The following is a 14,265-nucleotide window of genomic DNA, read 5'->3' as shown; positions in this document are numbered from 1 at the left end:
GGGGAGAGCCGAAGCGGCCCGATATCCGTCGCATGCGACGTCAGCGAGACGGGTGATACACCAAAGCGTCGGATTTTTGAAGGGGGGGCTTGGGAATTGGCGTGATGCCGGCCGATCCCCGTGATGGCCTGTCGTCACCGCGCGCGTAGCGACGCGATGACGGGGGGGTGATCGCGGCGACGTTCTCCGAAGGTGGAGCCTGTCCTTAGGGCTGGGTCGCCAGGATATAGGTCTGGCGCAGCGTGTCGATCGGCTTGAGCACGCCCTTTTCCTCGTGGTGCCAGAAGGTCCAGCCATTGCAGGCCGGCGTCTTGCGCAGCAGCGAGCCGAGCTTGTGGATCGAGCCGGTCAGCCCGCACGCGCTGGCAAGCGAGCCATCGGCGCGCACCACCACGCGGAAGCGGCGCTTGTCGTCGACCAGCACCGCACCGGGGGCGAGATAGCCGATCTCGACCAGCTTGCCGAACGGCACCTTGGGCTGCTGGCGCGGGCTCATCATCGTCGCCAGCGCCGATTCGTCGAGCGGCAGCGCCGCCTCGATCCGCTCGGCGGCGGCGGCGCAATAGCCGGGCTCGCGCTCGATGCCGATCCAGTGGCGCTTCAGCCGCTTGGCGACCGCCCCCGTGGTGCCGGTGCCGAAGAACGGGTCGAGCACCACGTCCCCCGGCTTGGTGCAGGCGAGCAGGATGCGATAGAGCAGCGCCTCCGGCTTCTGGGTCGGGTGGACCTTTTGCCCCTCCTTCTTCAATCGCTCCTGTCCGCCGCAGATCGGGAATTCCCAGTCCGAGCGCATCTGGATCTCGTCGTTCAGCGTCTTCATCGCGCGGTAGTTGAAGGTGTATTTCGCCTTCTCGCCCTTCGACGCCCAGATCAGCGTCTCATGCGCATTGGTGAAACGGGTGCCGCGGAAGTTCGGCATCGGGTTGGCCTTGCGCCAGACGATGTCGTTCAGGATCCAGAAGCCCAGGTCCTGCACCGCCGTGCCGACGCGGAAGATGTTGTGATAGCTGCCGATCACCCACAGCGTGCCATTGTCCTTCAGCACCCGGTGCGCCTCCGCCATCCAGGCGCGGGTGAAGGCGTCATAGGCGGCAAAGGTGTCGAACTTGTCCCAATCGTCGGTGACCGCGTCGACATGGCTGCCATCGGGGCGGAACAGCTCGCCGCCGAGCTGGAGATTGTAGGGCGGATCGGCAAAGACCATGTCGACCGACTTGGCCGGCAGGGACCGCATCGCCGAGATGCAGTCGGCCATCAGGATCTGATCGATCGGGGCGGGGGTCGTCGCGGCAACCGGCTTTGCCTGGCCCTTCGCCTTGGCGCCCGGCCGCGCGATCGTCTGAATAGCCCCCATCTCAATCCCCTTGTTCGGCCCTTAAAGTGACCGAGGCGGAGAATCCGTCAAGTCTTTCCGAGTCGCAGCCTTGACTCATGGATTCGCGCGAGTCGTTTGGAACATTACAGGGGTGGGACAAGATATTGCGGTCGCGCGAATCGCCCGACTCAAGCCGTGGTGGGTGTGACGCGAAAGACTCTGCGGCCGGCAAGCCGGCTTTCGGACGAAAAAATGCGCCCAGTCGAACGGCGGTGACGCCGAATCAGCGCTACAGGAGCAGGCCGAACTGCGCGCAGGCGCGGGCAACGGGTGCGAAACTCCGCCGGTGAATCGGGGTCGGGCCATGATCGCGCAGCGCCGCCAGGTGGCGCGGGCAGCCATAGCCCTTGTTCGAATGCCAGTGATATTCGGGGTGCGCCTCCGCCAGCTCGATCATCATCCGGTCGCGCGTCTGCTTGGCGATGATCGAGGCGGCGGCGATCGACGCGCTGATGCCGTCGCCGCCGATCAGCGCGGTCGCCGGATAGGTCCAGCGCGGCAGGCGATTGCCGTCGACCAGCACATGGCCGGGATCGACCCCCAGCGCCTCGACCGCCAGCGTCATCGCCTTCATCGTCGCCCAATAGATGTTGAGCCGATCGATCTCCTCCGGCTCGACGATGCCCAGGCCGATCGTGGCGCAGTCCTGCAACCGGCCGAACAGCCGCGCGCGCTCGGTGGCGGACAGCTTCTTCGAATCGTCCAGGCCGCGCGGCACGCCCTTCGCGGGCAGGATCACCGCCGCCGCGACCACCGGCCCGGCGAGCGGCCCGCGCCCCGCCTCGTCCACCCCGGCGACGGGGGGCAGGCAGAGCTTCTCATGCTTCAGGCCGGGCATTCATCCTCCAGCCTGTCGAACGGCACCAGGCCCAGCGTATGGCCGATCGGGCCATGCCCCGCGCCCAGCCCCGGCGCGGCGGCGAGCGCGGCGCGGACCAGGCGGACGGCGCGGGCGAACGCGACCTCGACCGGCAGCCCGGCGCCCAGACCCGTGGCCAGCGCGCTCGCCAGCGTGCAGCCGGTGCCATGGCTGTGGCGCGTGTCGATCCGGTGGCCGCGCAGGGTGGCGAGGACGCCCCGCGGGCCGATCAGCCGGTCGACCACCATCTCGCCCTCGGCATGGCCACCCTTGGCGAGCAGGTAACCGCCATGCGCCAGCACCGCCGCCTCGCCGCCCAGCGCCGCCAGTTCGGGCAGGTTGGGGGTGACGACGGTGGCGATCCGCATCAGCCGGCGAAAGGCGGCGATGGTGGCGTCGTCCGCCAGCGTCGCGCCGGAGGTGGCGATCATCACCGGGTCGAACACGATCGGCACGTCCAGCGGTTCGAGCAGGTCGGCGACCGTCTCGGCGATGGCGGCCGATCCGATCATGCCGATCTTGACCGCGTCCGCGCCGATATCGTCCAGCACGCTCGTCATCTGCTGCGCGACCATGGCGGGGGGCACCGGATGCACGGCCTGGACGCCCAGCGTGTTCTGCGCGGTGATCGCGGTGATCGCGGTCATGGCATGGCCGCCCAGCATCGTCACCGCGCGGATATCCGCCTGGATCCCCGCGCCGCCGCCCGAATCGGAACCGGCGACGATCAGGATGCGGGGGATCACGACCCGCCCTTGTGGCGGCGCACGGTGTCCGCCGGATGCTGGCGCAGCGCCTGTCCGCTGCGGGTCGGCCGGTCGAGCAGCTCGCCGCCGCAATGGGGGCAGCGTTCGTCCAGCGCGTCGGCGCATTCGGCGCAGAAGGTGCATTCCAGCGAGCAGATGAACGCGCCACCCGCCTGCGGGGGCAGGTCGGCGCCGCAACGCTCGCAATCGGGGCGCATCGCCAGCATCAGGCCGCCGCCGCCCGCACCGCGTCGCAGATCGCATCGACCAGCCGCTCGACCTGGGCGGCGTCGTCGCCCTCCGCCATCACCCGGATCACCGGCTCGGTGCCGGACGGGCGGATGACCAGCCGGCCGCGCCCCTTCAGCTCGGCCTCGGCCTCGGCGATCACCGCCCGGACGCTGTCCGCCTCCAGCGGCTTGCCGCCCGCGAAGCGGACGTTCTTCAGCAATTGGGGCAGGGGGTCGAAGCGGTGTAGCACCTCGCTGGCCGGCGCGCCCGCGCGCTTCACCTCGGCGAGCACCTGGAGCGCGGCGATCAGCCCGTCGCCGGTGGTCGCGTAATCGGCCAGGATGATATGGCCCGACTGTTCGCCGCCGACATTGAAGCCCCGCGCGCGCATCGCCTCCAGCACATGGCGGTCGCCGACCTTGGTGCGGATCAGCCCCAGCCCCTGCGCCGCCAAGTGCCGCTCCAGTCCCAGATTGGACATGACCGTGGCGACCAGCCCGCCGCCCGCCAGCCGCCCGCGCCGCGCCCAGCCGGCGGCGATCGTCGCCATCAGCTGGTCGCCGTCGATCACCCGGCCCTTCTCGTCGACCACGATCAGCCGGTCGGCATCGCCGTCCAGCGCGATGCCGATGTCCGCGCCGCTGGCGACCACCGTCTCCGACAGCGTCTCGGGCGCGGTGGAGCCGACCCGGTCGTTGATGTTGGTGCCGTTGGGGGTCACGCCGATCGCGATCACCTCCGCGCCCAATTCCCAGAGCGCGTCGGGCGCGACCTTATAGCCTGCGCCGTTCGCGCAATCGATCACCACCTTCATCCCGTCGAGCCGCAAGTCGGTGGGGAAGGTCGCCTTGGCGAAATGGATATAGCGGCCGGCGGCGTCATCGATCCGTCGCGCCCGGCCGATCTGCGCGGAGGGGACCAGCGGCACGTCGCCGTCGATCAGCGCCTCGATCGCCTCCTCATCGGCGTCGGACAGCTTGTACCCGTCCGGGCCGAACAGCTTGATGCCATTGTCGGCGAACGGATTGTGGCTGGCGGAGATCATCACGCCCAGGTCGGCGCGCATCGTCTGGGTCAGCATCGCGATGGCGGGGGTGGGCAGCGGCCCGGTCATCACCACGTCCATGCCGACCGCCGTGAAGCCCGCGACCAGCGCCGATTCCAGCATATAGCCGGACAGGCGCGTGTCCTTGCCGATCACGACCCGGTGCTTGTGGCCGCCGCGCAGGAAATGGCTGCCCGCCGCCATGCCGACCTTCATCGCCATCGCCGCGGTCATCGCGCCCTGGTTGGTCGCGCCACGGATGCCGTCGGTGCCGAAATATTTCCTTGCCATGCTGCCGTCTTCGCTCGCCTATCGTTCCGTCGCGCCGGATAGCGCATGGGAGATCATAGCGCGAGCATGTCGCAGGCCAGCCGAATACTTCTCGCCCTGATCGCCGGGCTGCTGCTCGGCATCGGTCTGGCCGCCTGGCGGCCGGATCATGCGGCGGCACTGGCCGCCGTCACCCAGCCGCTCGGCACCGCCTGGCTGCACGCGCTCCAGATGGTGATCGTGCCGCTGATCGTCGGCCTGCTGGTGACCGGCATCGCGGCGGCGGCGGAGGCGGCGCGGGCCGGGCGGATCGCCGCGCGCGCGATCCTCGCCTTCGTCGCGATCCTGTGGGGGGCCACGCTGTTGTCGGCCCTGGTGATGCCGGTGCTGTTGCGGCTCTGGCCGCTGCCGCCGGGCTGGGGCGAGTCGCTGCGCGCCAGCCTGGCCGGCGTCGCGCCGGTGGGGGAGGTGCCGACCCTGGCCCGCTTCTTCGACACGCTGGTGCCGACCAACGCGGTCGCCGCCGCCGCGTCGGACGCGTTCCTGCCGCTCACCGTCTTCACGCTCGCCTTCGCCTTCGCGGTGGCGCGCCTGCCGTCGGCGCAGCGGACCCGGCTGGTCGACCTGTTCCAGGCGATCACCGATGCGATGCTGGTCATCATCGGCTGGGTGCTGAAGCTGGCGCCGGTCGGCGTCTTCGCCCTGGCCTATGGCGTCGGCGCCCGCACCGGGGCGGCGGCGTTCGGGGCGCTGGCGCATTACATCGTCTCGGTCTCCGCGATCGGCCTGCTGGTGCTGGCCGTCGCCTATCTGCTCGCCTGGATCGTCGGCGGGATCGCTCCCGGCCAGTTCGCCCGCACCGTCGTGCCGGCGCAGGCGGTGGCGCTGTCGACGCAAAGCTCGCTCGCCAGCCTGCCGGCCATGCTGCGCGCCAGCCAGACGCTGGGCGTGCCCGCCGCCACTGCCGGCATCGTCCTGCCGATCGCGGTGGCGATCTTCCGCGCGACCAGCCCGGCGATGAACCTGGCCGTCGCACTCTATGTCGCGCATCTGGTCGGCACGCCGATCGGGCCGGGCGCGCTCGCCGCCGGGGTGGCGACGGCGGCGATCACCACCATGGGCTCGGTCAGCCTGCCCGGCACGGTCAGCTTCATCGCCTCGGTCGCGCCGGTCGCGCTGGCGATGGGCGTGCCGATCGAGGCGCTGGGCCTGTTGATCGCGGTGGAGACGATCCCCGACCTGTTCCGCACGGTCGGCAATGTCACGATGGACGTCGCCGTCACCCGCATCGTCGCGCGGTGGAGCGGCCCGGTCGAAGCGGTCAGCCCGGACGCCGCATCCTGAACAGCGTCGCCTCGGTCGTCTCGAAATAATCGGCGGGGCCGCCGCCCCGGCTGATCGGGCGGGCGCGGGCCGTCTGGTAGATGCCGTCTTCCAGCAGGGCGCAGGCGATATGGATGCCGACCGCCTCGCCGATCACCAGCCACTGGTCGAGCGTACGACCCTCCTTGGTCTCCAGCCGCACGATCTGGCTGACCCGGCATTCGAAGCTGACCGGGCTGGCGGCGACGCGCGGGGTGGCGACGACGCGCGACGGCGCCTTGGCCAGACCGGCATGGTCGAACTCGTCCACCTTGTCGGCGGTGGCGGTGGCGTTCATCGCATCGGCCAGCTCGCGGGTGGCGAGGTTCCAGACGAACTCGCCGCTCGCCTCCGCATTGGCGACCGAATCCTTCCACCCCATCGACGAGAAGCCGATCAGCGGCGGGCTGTAGTTGAGCAGGTTGAAGAAGCTGTATGGGGCCAGATTGGCGCGCCCGTCCGCCGCCAGCGTCGAGATCCAGCCGATCGGGCGCGGGGCGACGATCGCGTTCAGCGGATCGTGGGGCAGGCGGTGACCCGCTGCCGGTTCGTAGAAATGCCATTCGTTCATAACCGCTTCCCTGCTACAGATCAGCCATGGATGCACGACTTCGATCCGGGCCTGACGAAACGCCGCCGCCCGGCACCCCGATCCGCCGCCACGGACTGGCGACGCGGGTGTGGCATTGGGTGAGCGCGGTGGCGGTCGTAATCCTGCTGGGATCGGGGCTGGGCATCTCCAACGCGCATCCGCGCCTCTATTGGGGGCGGTACGGCGCGAATTTCGATCCCGCCTGGCTGCAATTGCCGCGCTTCCCCGCCTGGATCACCATCCCGGCGAGCTATAATCTGGCGATCTCGCGGCGCTGGCACCTGTTCTTCGCGCTGGTGCTGGGGTTCGGCCTGCTCGCGCATCTGCTCTGGAGCCTCGCCAACCGCCATATCCAGCGCGACCTGCGCGTCCGCCGGGTCGACCTGTCGCCCGCGCATCTCTGGGCCGACCTGCGCGCGCACTGGAACTTCCGCTTCCACGATCCGGAGCGGCCGCGCGACTATAACGCCTTTCAGAAGCTGTCCTATGTCGCGATCCTCTTCGTCGCACTGCCGCTGGCGATCCTGACCGGGCTGGCGCTGTCGCCGGCGATGGACGCGGCCTGGCCCTGGCTGCTCGACCTGTTCGGCGGGCGGCAGTCGGCGCGCTCGATCCATTTCCTCGCCGCCACCGGCATTGCGCTGTTCACCATCGTCCATCTGGTGCTGGTGATCCTGGCGGGGCCGATCAACGAGGTCCGGTCGATGCTGACCGGCTGGTGGAGGGTGCCCGAATGATCGCGCGACGCAATCTGCTCGCCGGGGGCGCGGGACTGTTGCTGGCGGGCTGCGACCGGGTGGTGCAGATCCCGGCGGCGCGCAAGATCCTGTTCGCGGGCGAGGATATGCAGCGTGGCCTGCAACGCGCGCTGATGGACCGGGGGGCGCTCGCGCCCGAGTTCCGGCCCGATCAACGCTCGCCCATCTTCCGCGCCAACGGCACCTACGACCCCGGCACGCCCGAATATAAGGCGCTCGCCGCCAACCGTTTCGTCGACTGGCGACTGGCGGTCGGCGGGCTGGTCGAGCGGCCGCTCACCCTGTCGCTCGCCGATCTGCGCGCGCTGCCCAATCGCAGCCAGATCACGCGCCACGACTGCGTCGAGGGGTGGAGCGCGATCGGGCAATGGACCGGGCCGATGCTGGGCAATGTGCTGAAGGCGGCGGGGTTGCGCCGGGCGGCGCGCTACATCGTCTTCACCTGTGCCGACCTCTATGGCGGCGCGCCCTATTATGAATCGATCGACCTGGTCGACGCCTTCCACCCGCAGACGATCCTGGCCTGGGCGATGAACGGCCGGCCGCTGGACGTGCCGCATGGCGCGCCCTGCCGCCTGCGGGTCGAGCGGCAGCTGGGCTATAAGCACGCCAAATATCTCATGCGGATCGATGCCGTCGCCAGCCTGGCGGGCATCGGCCTCGGCAAGGGCGGCTATTGGGAGGACCGGGTCGATTATGACTGGTATGCAGGGATTTGACGATCGTTGCCCGGGCAACTTAAGCTATGGCAAGCTTTGGCTTAGGAGCGTAGCAGGACGCGCATGGCGCTGATCGATCGATTTCTCGCTGCCCAGATCAGGCATGGGCAACTCTCCGTCACTTATGCCGATGGCAAGACCCGAAGCTTCGGCACGCCCGACCCCCGGTTCCGCGACGTCGCGATCCGCTTCACCGACGCCGCGACGCCGGGGCGAATCGTCCGCCATCCGTCGCTGGGCGCGGCGGAAGCGTTCATGGACGGGCGGCTGGTCATCGACCGGGGCGATATCCGCGACCTGGTCACCCTGTTGAAGGGCAATAATCCCTGGGAAGCCGGCGGCGCGGAGAAGCCGGCGCTGCCGATCCGGCTGGCGGGGCAGGTGATCCACCGCGTCGACCGGATCAACATGCAGCGCCGCTCCAAGCGGAACGTCGCGCATCATTACGACCTGTCCGACCGGCTCTACGACCTCTTCCTGGACGCGGACCGGCAATATAGCTGCGCCTATTTCACCGATCCCGACAACAGCCTGGAACGCGCGCAGGCCGACAAGAAGGCGCATATCGCCGCCAAGCTGCTGCTGCGCCCCGGCATGAAGGTGCTGGATATCGGCTGCGGCTGGGGCGGCATGGCGCTGTTCCTGCACCAGAAGACCGGCGCGGAGGTGCTGGGCGTCACCCTGTCCGAGGAACAGCTGAAGGTCGCGCGCCGCCGCGCCCAGGAGGCCGGCGTCGCCGACAAGGTGCGGTTCGAGCTGATCGACTATCGCGACGTGACCGGGCAGTTCGACCGGATCGTGTCGGTCGGCATGTTCGAACATGTCGGCCCGCCGCATTACGGCCAGTTCTTCCGCAAGTGCCGCGACCTGCTGACCGACGATGGCGTGATGCTGCTCCATACGATCGGCCGGATGGGCGGGCCCGGCGTCACCGACACCTTCACCACCAAGTACATCTTCCCCGGCGGCTACAACCCCGCCCTGTCGGAGATCGTGCGCGGCTATGAGGGGACGCGGCTGTTCCCGACCGATGTCGAGGTGCTGCGCGTTCATTACGCCATGACGATCGACCATTGGTACGACCGCACCGTCGCCGCGCGCGACCAGATCGTCGCGCTCTACGACCAGCGATTCTACAATATGTGGACCTTCTACCTGGCGGGCGCGGCGGCGGCGTTCCGGTCGGGGGGCATGTGCAACTACCAGATCCAGCTGTCGAAGAGCCGGCTGACCGTGCCGCTGACCCGCGACTATATCGAAGCCGACGAACGCCGCCTGCGCGGGGCGTGAGGACCGGCCCCGTGCCCTGGCGTTCGCCGGAGCACGGGAGGAAGGCCTAGCGGCCCGACTTCACCGCGCCGGCCGCCGCCGCACGCTCCTCGGGGCTGATCTTGCCGTCGCCGTCGCGGTCGTAGCGGCGGAAGGTCGCGGCGAGCAGCGCCTGCGCTTCCTTCTGCGTCACCTTGCCGTCCTTGTTGGCGTCCGCCCGGTCGAACCACAGGTCGGCCAGCCGCTTGGCATGGACGGGATCGATCCGACCGCGTCCCGCCGCCATGTTGGTGATGCGCGCCTGCACCTCGTCGCGGGTCAGCACGCCGTCCCTGTTGGTGTCGGTGGCGGCGAATTCCTTGGCGAACTTGGCGGCGGCGGACTGGGCCGTGTCCTGCGCGGCGGCGGGCGAGAGGGCGGCGCCGACCATGAGGGGCAGCAGCGCGGCGACAGCGAAACGCATCGGATTCTCCAGATAGAAACTGTGCGCCCTGTGCCGAAAATCGGCTGCACCGAGGCTGAACATCGGCTCAGGTGTTGCGGAGCGGGCGAGCAGCGCATATCGGCCCGCGCATGACCGACTCCACCCGCCCCGCCGTCAACAAGGTCGTCCTCGCCTATTCGGGCGGACTGGACACCAGCGTCATCCTCAAATGGCTCCAGCAGGAGTATCAGTGCGAGGTGGTGACCTTCACCGCCGACCTGGGCCAGGGCGAGGAGCTGGAGCCGGCCCGCGCCAAGGCCGAGCTGATGGGCGTGAAGCCCGAGCATATCTTCATCGACGACCTGCGCGAAGAATTCGTGAAGGATTACGTCTTCCCGATGATGCGCGCCAACGCGCTCTACGAGGGGCTGTACCTGCTCGGCACCTCGATCGCGCGGCCGCTGATCGCCAAGCGCCAGATCGAGATCGCCAAGATGGTCGGCGCCGACGCCGTGTCACACGGCGCCACCGGCAAGGGCAACGACCAGGTCCGCTTCGAGCTGGGCTATTATGCGCTTGCGCCCGACATCCGCGTGATCGCGCCGTGGCGCGAATGGGACCTGACCAGCCGCAGCCGCCTGATCGAGTTCGCCGAGGCGCACCAGATCCCGGTGTCGAAGGACAAGCGCGGCGAAGCGCCCTTCTCGACCGACGCCAACCTGCTGCACACCTCGTCCGAGGGCAAGGTGCTGGAGGACCCGTGGGACGAGGTGCCCGACTACGTCTATTCGCGCACCGTCAATCCCGAGGATGCGCCGGACCAGCCGGAGACGATCACGATCGATTTCGAGCGTGGCGACGGCGTCGCGCTGAACGGCGTGGCGATGAGCCCGGCGACGCTGCTGGCGGCGCTCAACGACCTGGGCCGCAAGCACGGCATCGGCCGGCTCGACCTGGTCGAGAACCGCTTCGTCGGCATGAAGAGCCGCGGCATGTACGAGACGCCGGGCGGCACCATCTATGTCCTGGCGCATCGCGGCATCGAGCAGATCACGCTCGATCGCGGCGCCGCGCATCTAAAGGACGAGCTGGCCCCGCGCTATGCCGAGCTGGTCTATAACGGCTTCTGGTTCTCGCCGGAGCGCGAGATGCTGCAGGCCGCGGTCAACTACAGCCAGGAGAAGGTGACCGGCACCGTCCGCCTGAAGCTGTACAAGGGCAGCTGCAACGTCACCGGCCGCAAGTCGCCACATTCGCTCTATTCGGAGAAGGTCGTGACCTTCGAGGACGATCAGGGCGCCTATGACCAGCGCGACGCCGCCGGCTTCATCAAGCTGAACGCGCTGCGCCTGCGCCTGCTCGGCCGCCGCGACCGCTGATCGATCGGGGGGTGGGGCGGCTGACTCCGCTCCAACCCCCTGAAAACCCGGCCCCTCCGCCCTATCTCCTGCGCATGGACATGCGACAGGCGATCGGCGGACGGGTGCGGGAGCTGGTGGGCAGCGGCGAGATCGACCTGACCCGCCCGCCCGGCGACGACGGGCTGTTCGGCCCCGATTCGGTCACCTGGGCCGTGCATGGCGACTTCACCAGCATGATGATCGGTGGCGTCGCCTCGCTACTGGTGCAGATGCTCCACCCGGCCGCGCTGGCGGGGGTGTGGGACCATAGCGACTATCGCCACGATACGCTGGGCCGGCTGCGGCGCACCGCGCAGTTCATCTCCGTCACCACCTATGGCGCGACCGAGGCGGCGGAGGGGATGATCGCGCGCGTCCGCCGCATCCATGACCGGGTCGCGGGGGTGCTGCCCGATGGGCGACCCTATTCCGCCAATGATCCGGAACTGCTGCTCTGGGTCCATGCGGTCGAGGTCGACAGCTTCCTGCGTGCCTGCCGCCGCTATCGCGAGCAGGACATGCCGGTCGCGCGGCAGGACGCCTATGTCCGGGAGATGGCGGTGATCGCCGAACGGCTGGGCGCGCGCGACGTGCCGACCAGCCGCGCCGCGCTGACCGCCTATCTGGATGCGATGCGGCCGGCGCTGCGGGTGGATCATCGCACGCGGACGGTCGCCCGCCACTTGACCAACCAACCCAGTCCCAGCCGGCTGAACGCACCGATCAACCATGTCATGATGCAGGCGGGGATTGATCTATTGCCCGAATGGGCGGCGCGGCTGCACGGGTTTATCAGACCAGAGATCGGCAAACCTGTGTTGCGATTGGGCGCTTTGGGGGTAGGCCGGTTAATGCAGTGGGCGCTCCATTAACGGGCGTTGTCGTCTATATTGTTGCAATATAGCTCCATTTCTTGTTCTATCCCCTGACATACAGGGGGGCTTCGGACCGATATGGCTTCGCATGAAGCATCATCGCCCGGCCGCATCCCGGCCGGCGGCGGGGAGGCGGACCATGATGTGCGGCTGCGCCACGCCAATCGCCTGTTCGAAGGGCTGGCGGAGGGGATGCTGGTCGCGCAGCTGATCCGCGATGCCGATGGTCGCGCGGTCGACTGGCTGATCCTCGACGTCAACGCCGCCTTCGCCAGCCTCGATCCGCGCGGACCAAGCGCGATGATCGGCCGCACCATCCGCACCATCATCCCTGGATTCGAGACGACGCTGATCGACGAGACGGCGGAGATGGTGGCGCAACGCACCTCCACCGCCTTCACCTGCCATGTCGCGACGCTCGGCCGCGATTTCGAGGGGCGGGCGATCCATCTGGAGGACGATCGCTTCGCGGTGCTGCTGCTCGACGTGACCGAGCGGATTCGCGAACTCCGCCAGCAAGAGGCGCTGCTGCTGCTCGGCGACCAGTTGCGCGAGCAGGACAAGGTCGTCGACATGGCCGCCACCGCCGCCCGGATCATCGGCGCGACGCTGGGCGTGATCCGCGCCGGCTTCGGCTATGTCGACTCGCTGGAGGGGACGATCGACATCCAGGCGGACTGGACGATGCCGGGGATCGCCAGTCTCGCCGGGCGGCATCGCTATGCCGATTACGGCGATATCCTCGAGCATCTGGCCCGGTCCGAACCGCTGGTGGTCGAGGATGTACGCCGCGATCCGCGCATGGCGGCCAAGTCGGCGGCGTCGCTGGCGATCGATGTGCAGGCGCTGGTCAACATGCCGGTGCGCGGCGAGCATGGCAGCGCGATGGCGGCCGTGTTCGTCCATGACTGCCGCCCGCGCCGCTGGAGCGACAGCGAGCTGGTCTTCCTGCGCAAGGTCGCCGACCGGGTCGAGGCGGGCGTCTCGCGCGCGGAGGCGGAGGCGCAGCAGCGCGTGCTCAACCTGGAATTGTCGCACCGGATGAAGAACACGCTAACCATGGTCCAGGCGGTCGCCACCCAGACGCTGCGCCGCGCCTCCGACCGGCCGGCGGTGGAGGCGTTCGAGCGACGGCTGGGCGCGCTCGCCACCGCGCATGACGTGCTGCTGGGCCGCAACTGGGCGAGCGCCGACCTGGCCACCGTCGCGCGCGACGTGCTGGCGGTGCTGGCCGCGCCCGGCCGCTGCCGGATCGAGGGGCCGCCGGTCGCCCTGGGCCCGCGCGCGGCGCTGTCGACCTCGTTGCTGGTGCACGAACTCGGCACCAATGCGGTGAAATATGGCGCGCTGTCGGTCGAACATGGTGGCCTGATCGTCCGCTGGCGGATCGATCCGACCAGTGCCGGCGATCAACTGGTGCTGGAATGGCGCGAGGAGGGCGGCCCGCCGGCCGCGCCGCCGACCCGCATCGGTTTCGGTTCGCGGCTGATCGAACGCGGACTGATCGGCGGCGGCGGCGTCGAGAGCCACTACCTGCCGACCGGCTTCACCACCACGATGTGCGCGCTGCTCACCGACCTGCGGCTGTAGAGGGCGCAAGGACGCGGAGCGGCCGCGGGACAGGCAGCGCGCTCAGCTTTCCCCACCATAGCGGGTTTCCAGATAGCGACCGCGCGTCTGGAGGCTGTCGAGATCGTCCTGCGCCAGCCGGCCGGTCATGGCGGCGATCTCGCGTTCGATCACCGACAGGCCGTCGACCAGCGCGCCGTCGGGCGTGCGGCCGTTGCGCTCGACCCGGCGCAGCGGCTCGGGCACGCGGCCGTAATCGGTGACGAAGGCGGGCAGCTGCTCGCCGACCAGCCGGCGGATCTCGCCGGCCAGTTCGCCTTCCGGCTCGACCCGGCCGAGCTGCGGCGACAGCGTGTCGAGCCGGTCGCCGATCCGGTCGAGCAGATGCTGGGCCGGCGCGGGCAGGGCGGGGCGCTGCGCGTTCAGCCAGCGACCGGTCTGGGCGGGCAGCGCCTTCAGATCGACGGTGCGGAGCTTGTCGGGTGGCGGCGCGGCGGCATTCTCCGGCGGCCACACCGCGAAGAGCATCGTCGCCGCGACCAGCAGCAGCATCACCAGCAGCGCACCCATGATCCCCAGCGGCATCACCATGCCGACGACCAGCGCCGCCAGCAGGATCGCCGCGTCGGCGACCACGATCCGCTTCAGCCGGCGGCCAAGCGGCTGGTTGCGCCGCACCGGGCGACGGGCCGGCGCGCCACCCTCGGTCGCGCTGATCCGCGTCCAGGAGGCGCGCGCCGCTGCGATCGCGTCGTCGACTTCGCTCATGCC

Annotated in this window: 15 protein-coding genes; 7 read left to right on the top strand and 8 right to left on the bottom strand. The window is 69.3% G+C overall.

What is annotated here, in order from left to right:
* Nucleotides 1-205: 205 nt before the first annotated feature.
* The 5 genes from QE452_RS12700 to glmM all read right to left on the bottom strand — a co-directional run bounded on the left by QE452_RS12700 (nt 206) and on the right by glmM (nt 4,547).
* On the bottom strand, nt 206-1,354 hold the full coding sequence (locus QE452_RS12700; RefSeq protein ID WP_309657519.1) for a site-specific DNA-methyltransferase: 1,149 nt from the start codon (nt 1,352-1,354) through the stop codon (nt 206-208).
* Nucleotides 1,355-1,604: 250 nt separating this feature from the next.
* Nucleotides 1,605-2,213 (bottom strand): ribonuclease HII, encoded by a 609-nt coding sequence (locus QE452_RS12695; protein WP_309657520.1) that lies wholly within the window; start codon nt 2,211-2,213, stop codon nt 1,605-1,607.
* Nucleotides 2,201-2,980 carry a bifunctional hydroxymethylpyrimidine kinase/phosphomethylpyrimidine kinase gene (gene thiD, locus QE452_RS12690; RefSeq protein WP_309657521.1) on the bottom strand — a complete coding sequence of 260 codons (780 nt, stop codon included), beginning with the start codon at nt 2,978-2,980 and terminating at the stop codon, nt 2,201-2,203. The genes QE452_RS12695 and thiD overlap by 13 nt, the downstream gene beginning before the upstream one ends.
* Nucleotides 2,977-3,207, bottom strand: a complete 231-nt coding sequence (locus tag QE452_RS12685; RefSeq protein WP_309657522.1) for a DUF1272 domain-containing protein — start codon at nt 3,205-3,207, stop codon at nt 2,977-2,979. The genes thiD and QE452_RS12685 overlap by 4 nt, the downstream gene beginning before the upstream one ends.
* Complete coding sequence (gene glmM, locus QE452_RS12680; RefSeq protein WP_309657523.1) at nt 3,207-4,547, bottom strand: phosphoglucosamine mutase; 1,341 nt, start codon at nt 4,545-4,547, stop codon at nt 3,207-3,209. The genes QE452_RS12685 and glmM overlap by 1 nt, the downstream gene beginning before the upstream one ends.
* Before the next feature lie 45 nt (nt 4,548-4,592).
* On the opposite strand from glmM, the gene QE452_RS12675 reads away from it, so the two are divergent.
* Complete coding sequence (locus QE452_RS12675) at nt 4,593-5,870, top strand: cation:dicarboxylate symporter family transporter (protein WP_309730127.1); 1,278 nt, start codon at nt 4,593-4,595, stop codon at nt 5,868-5,870.
* On the opposite strand, the gene QE452_RS12670 is transcribed toward QE452_RS12675, so the two are convergent.
* Nucleotides 5,848-6,459 carry a flavin reductase family protein gene (locus QE452_RS12670; RefSeq protein ID WP_309657525.1) on the bottom strand — a complete coding sequence of 204 codons (612 nt, stop codon included), beginning with the start codon at nt 6,457-6,459 and terminating at the stop codon, nt 5,848-5,850. The genes QE452_RS12675 and QE452_RS12670 overlap by 23 nt on opposite strands.
* Nucleotides 6,460-6,485: 26 nt before the next feature.
* On the opposite strand from QE452_RS12670, the gene QE452_RS12665 reads away from it, so the two are divergent.
* The 3 genes from QE452_RS12665 (at nt 6,486) to QE452_RS12655 (ending at nt 9,247) form a co-directional block, all read left to right on the top strand.
* Nucleotides 6,486-7,217: a cytochrome b/b6 domain-containing protein gene (locus QE452_RS12665; RefSeq protein ID WP_309657526.1), complete on the top strand. Its 732-nt coding sequence runs from the start codon at nt 6,486-6,488 to the stop codon at nt 7,215-7,217.
* Nucleotides 7,214-7,957, top strand: a complete 744-nt coding sequence (locus tag QE452_RS12660) for a molybdopterin-dependent oxidoreductase (RefSeq protein ID WP_309657527.1) — start codon at nt 7,214-7,216, stop codon at nt 7,955-7,957. Before QE452_RS12665 ends, QE452_RS12660 begins: the two co-directional genes overlap by 4 nt.
* Nucleotides 7,958-8,020: 63 nt before the next feature.
* Complete coding sequence (locus QE452_RS12655) at nt 8,021-9,247, top strand: cyclopropane-fatty-acyl-phospholipid synthase family protein (RefSeq protein WP_309657528.1); 1,227 nt, start codon at nt 8,021-8,023, stop codon at nt 9,245-9,247.
* Nucleotides 9,248-9,293: 46 nt separating this feature from the next.
* Here QE452_RS12655 and QE452_RS12650 read toward each other — a convergent pair whose 3' ends face one another.
* A complete protein-coding gene (locus QE452_RS12650) occupies nt 9,294-9,689 on the bottom strand; it encodes an EF-hand domain-containing protein (protein ID WP_164523576.1) in 396 nt (131 codons plus the stop codon).
* A gap of 110 nt (nt 9,690-9,799) precedes the next feature.
* Between QE452_RS12650 and QE452_RS12645 the strand changes: the two genes are divergently transcribed.
* The 3 genes from QE452_RS12645 (at nt 9,800) to QE452_RS12635 (ending at nt 13,515) form a co-directional block, all read left to right on the top strand.
* The gene (locus QE452_RS12645; RefSeq protein ID WP_309657529.1) at nt 9,800-11,029 is read left to right on the top strand and encodes an argininosuccinate synthase; all 1,230 of its coding nucleotides are present in this window, start codon (nt 9,800-9,802) and stop codon (nt 11,027-11,029) included.
* 74 nt (nt 11,030-11,103) lie between these two features.
* The gene (locus QE452_RS12640) at nt 11,104-11,922 is read left to right on the top strand and encodes an oxygenase MpaB family protein (RefSeq protein ID WP_309730123.1); all 819 of its coding nucleotides are present in this window, start codon (nt 11,104-11,106) and stop codon (nt 11,920-11,922) included.
* Between the two features lie 81 nt (nt 11,923-12,003).
* Entirely contained in the window at nt 12,004-13,515 is a 1,512-nt protein-coding gene (locus QE452_RS12635; RefSeq protein ID WP_309657531.1) for an HWE histidine kinase domain-containing protein, read from the top strand.
* A gap of 42 nt (nt 13,516-13,557) precedes the next feature.
* Here QE452_RS12635 and QE452_RS12630 read toward each other — a convergent pair whose 3' ends face one another.
* Nucleotides 13,558-14,262: a hypothetical protein gene (locus QE452_RS12630; protein WP_309657532.1), complete on the bottom strand. Its 705-nt coding sequence runs from the start codon at nt 14,260-14,262 to the stop codon at nt 13,558-13,560.
* Nucleotides 14,263-14,265 lie beyond the last annotated feature (3 nt).

Source organism: Sphingomonas sp. SORGH_AS_0438, assembly GCF_031453475.1.
Taxonomy (GTDB): domain Bacteria; phylum Pseudomonadota; class Alphaproteobacteria; order Sphingomonadales; family Sphingomonadaceae; genus Sphingomonas.
This window is presented reverse-complemented; position numbering and strand designations above follow the sequence as displayed.

Coding starts and splice junctions, on each gene's coding strand:
- QE452_RS12695 (WP_309657520.1), bottom strand. CDS start 2,213: ATGCCCGGCCTGAAGCATGAGAAGCTCTGCCTGCCCCCCGTCGCCGGG.
- glmM (WP_309657523.1), bottom strand. CDS start 4,547: ATGGCAAGGAAATATTTCGGCACCGACGGCATCCGTGGCGCGACCAAC.
- QE452_RS12675 (WP_309730127.1), top strand. CDS start 4,593: ATGGGAGATCATAGCGCGAGCATGTCGCAGGCCAGCCGAATACTTCTC.
- QE452_RS12685 (WP_309657522.1), bottom strand. CDS start 3,207: ATGCTGGCGATGCGCCCCGATTGCGAGCGTTGCGGCGCCGACCTGCCC.
- QE452_RS12660 (WP_309657527.1), top strand. CDS start 7,214: ATGATCGCGCGACGCAATCTGCTCGCCGGGGGCGCGGGACTGTTGCTG.
- QE452_RS12640 (WP_309730123.1), top strand. CDS start 11,104: ATGGACATGCGACAGGCGATCGGCGGACGGGTGCGGGAGCTGGTGGGC.
- QE452_RS12700 (WP_309657519.1), bottom strand. CDS start 1,354: ATGGGGGCTATTCAGACGATCGCGCGGCCGGGCGCCAAGGCGAAGGGC.
- QE452_RS12655 (WP_309657528.1), top strand. CDS start 8,021: ATGGCGCTGATCGATCGATTTCTCGCTGCCCAGATCAGGCATGGGCAA.
- QE452_RS12645 (WP_309657529.1), top strand. CDS start 9,800: ATGACCGACTCCACCCGCCCCGCCGTCAACAAGGTCGTCCTCGCCTAT.
- QE452_RS12670 (WP_309657525.1), bottom strand. CDS start 6,459: ATGAACGAATGGCATTTCTACGAACCGGCAGCGGGTCACCGCCTGCCC.
- QE452_RS12650 (WP_164523576.1), bottom strand. CDS start 9,689: ATGCGTTTCGCTGTCGCCGCGCTGCTGCCCCTCATGGTCGGCGCCGCC.
- QE452_RS12630 (WP_309657532.1), bottom strand. CDS start 14,262: ATGAGCGAAGTCGACGACGCGATCGCAGCGGCGCGCGCCTCCTGGACG.
- QE452_RS12665 (WP_309657526.1), top strand. CDS start 6,486: ATGGATGCACGACTTCGATCCGGGCCTGACGAAACGCCGCCGCCCGGC.
- QE452_RS12635 (WP_309657531.1), top strand. CDS start 12,004: ATGGCTTCGCATGAAGCATCATCGCCCGGCCGCATCCCGGCCGGCGGC.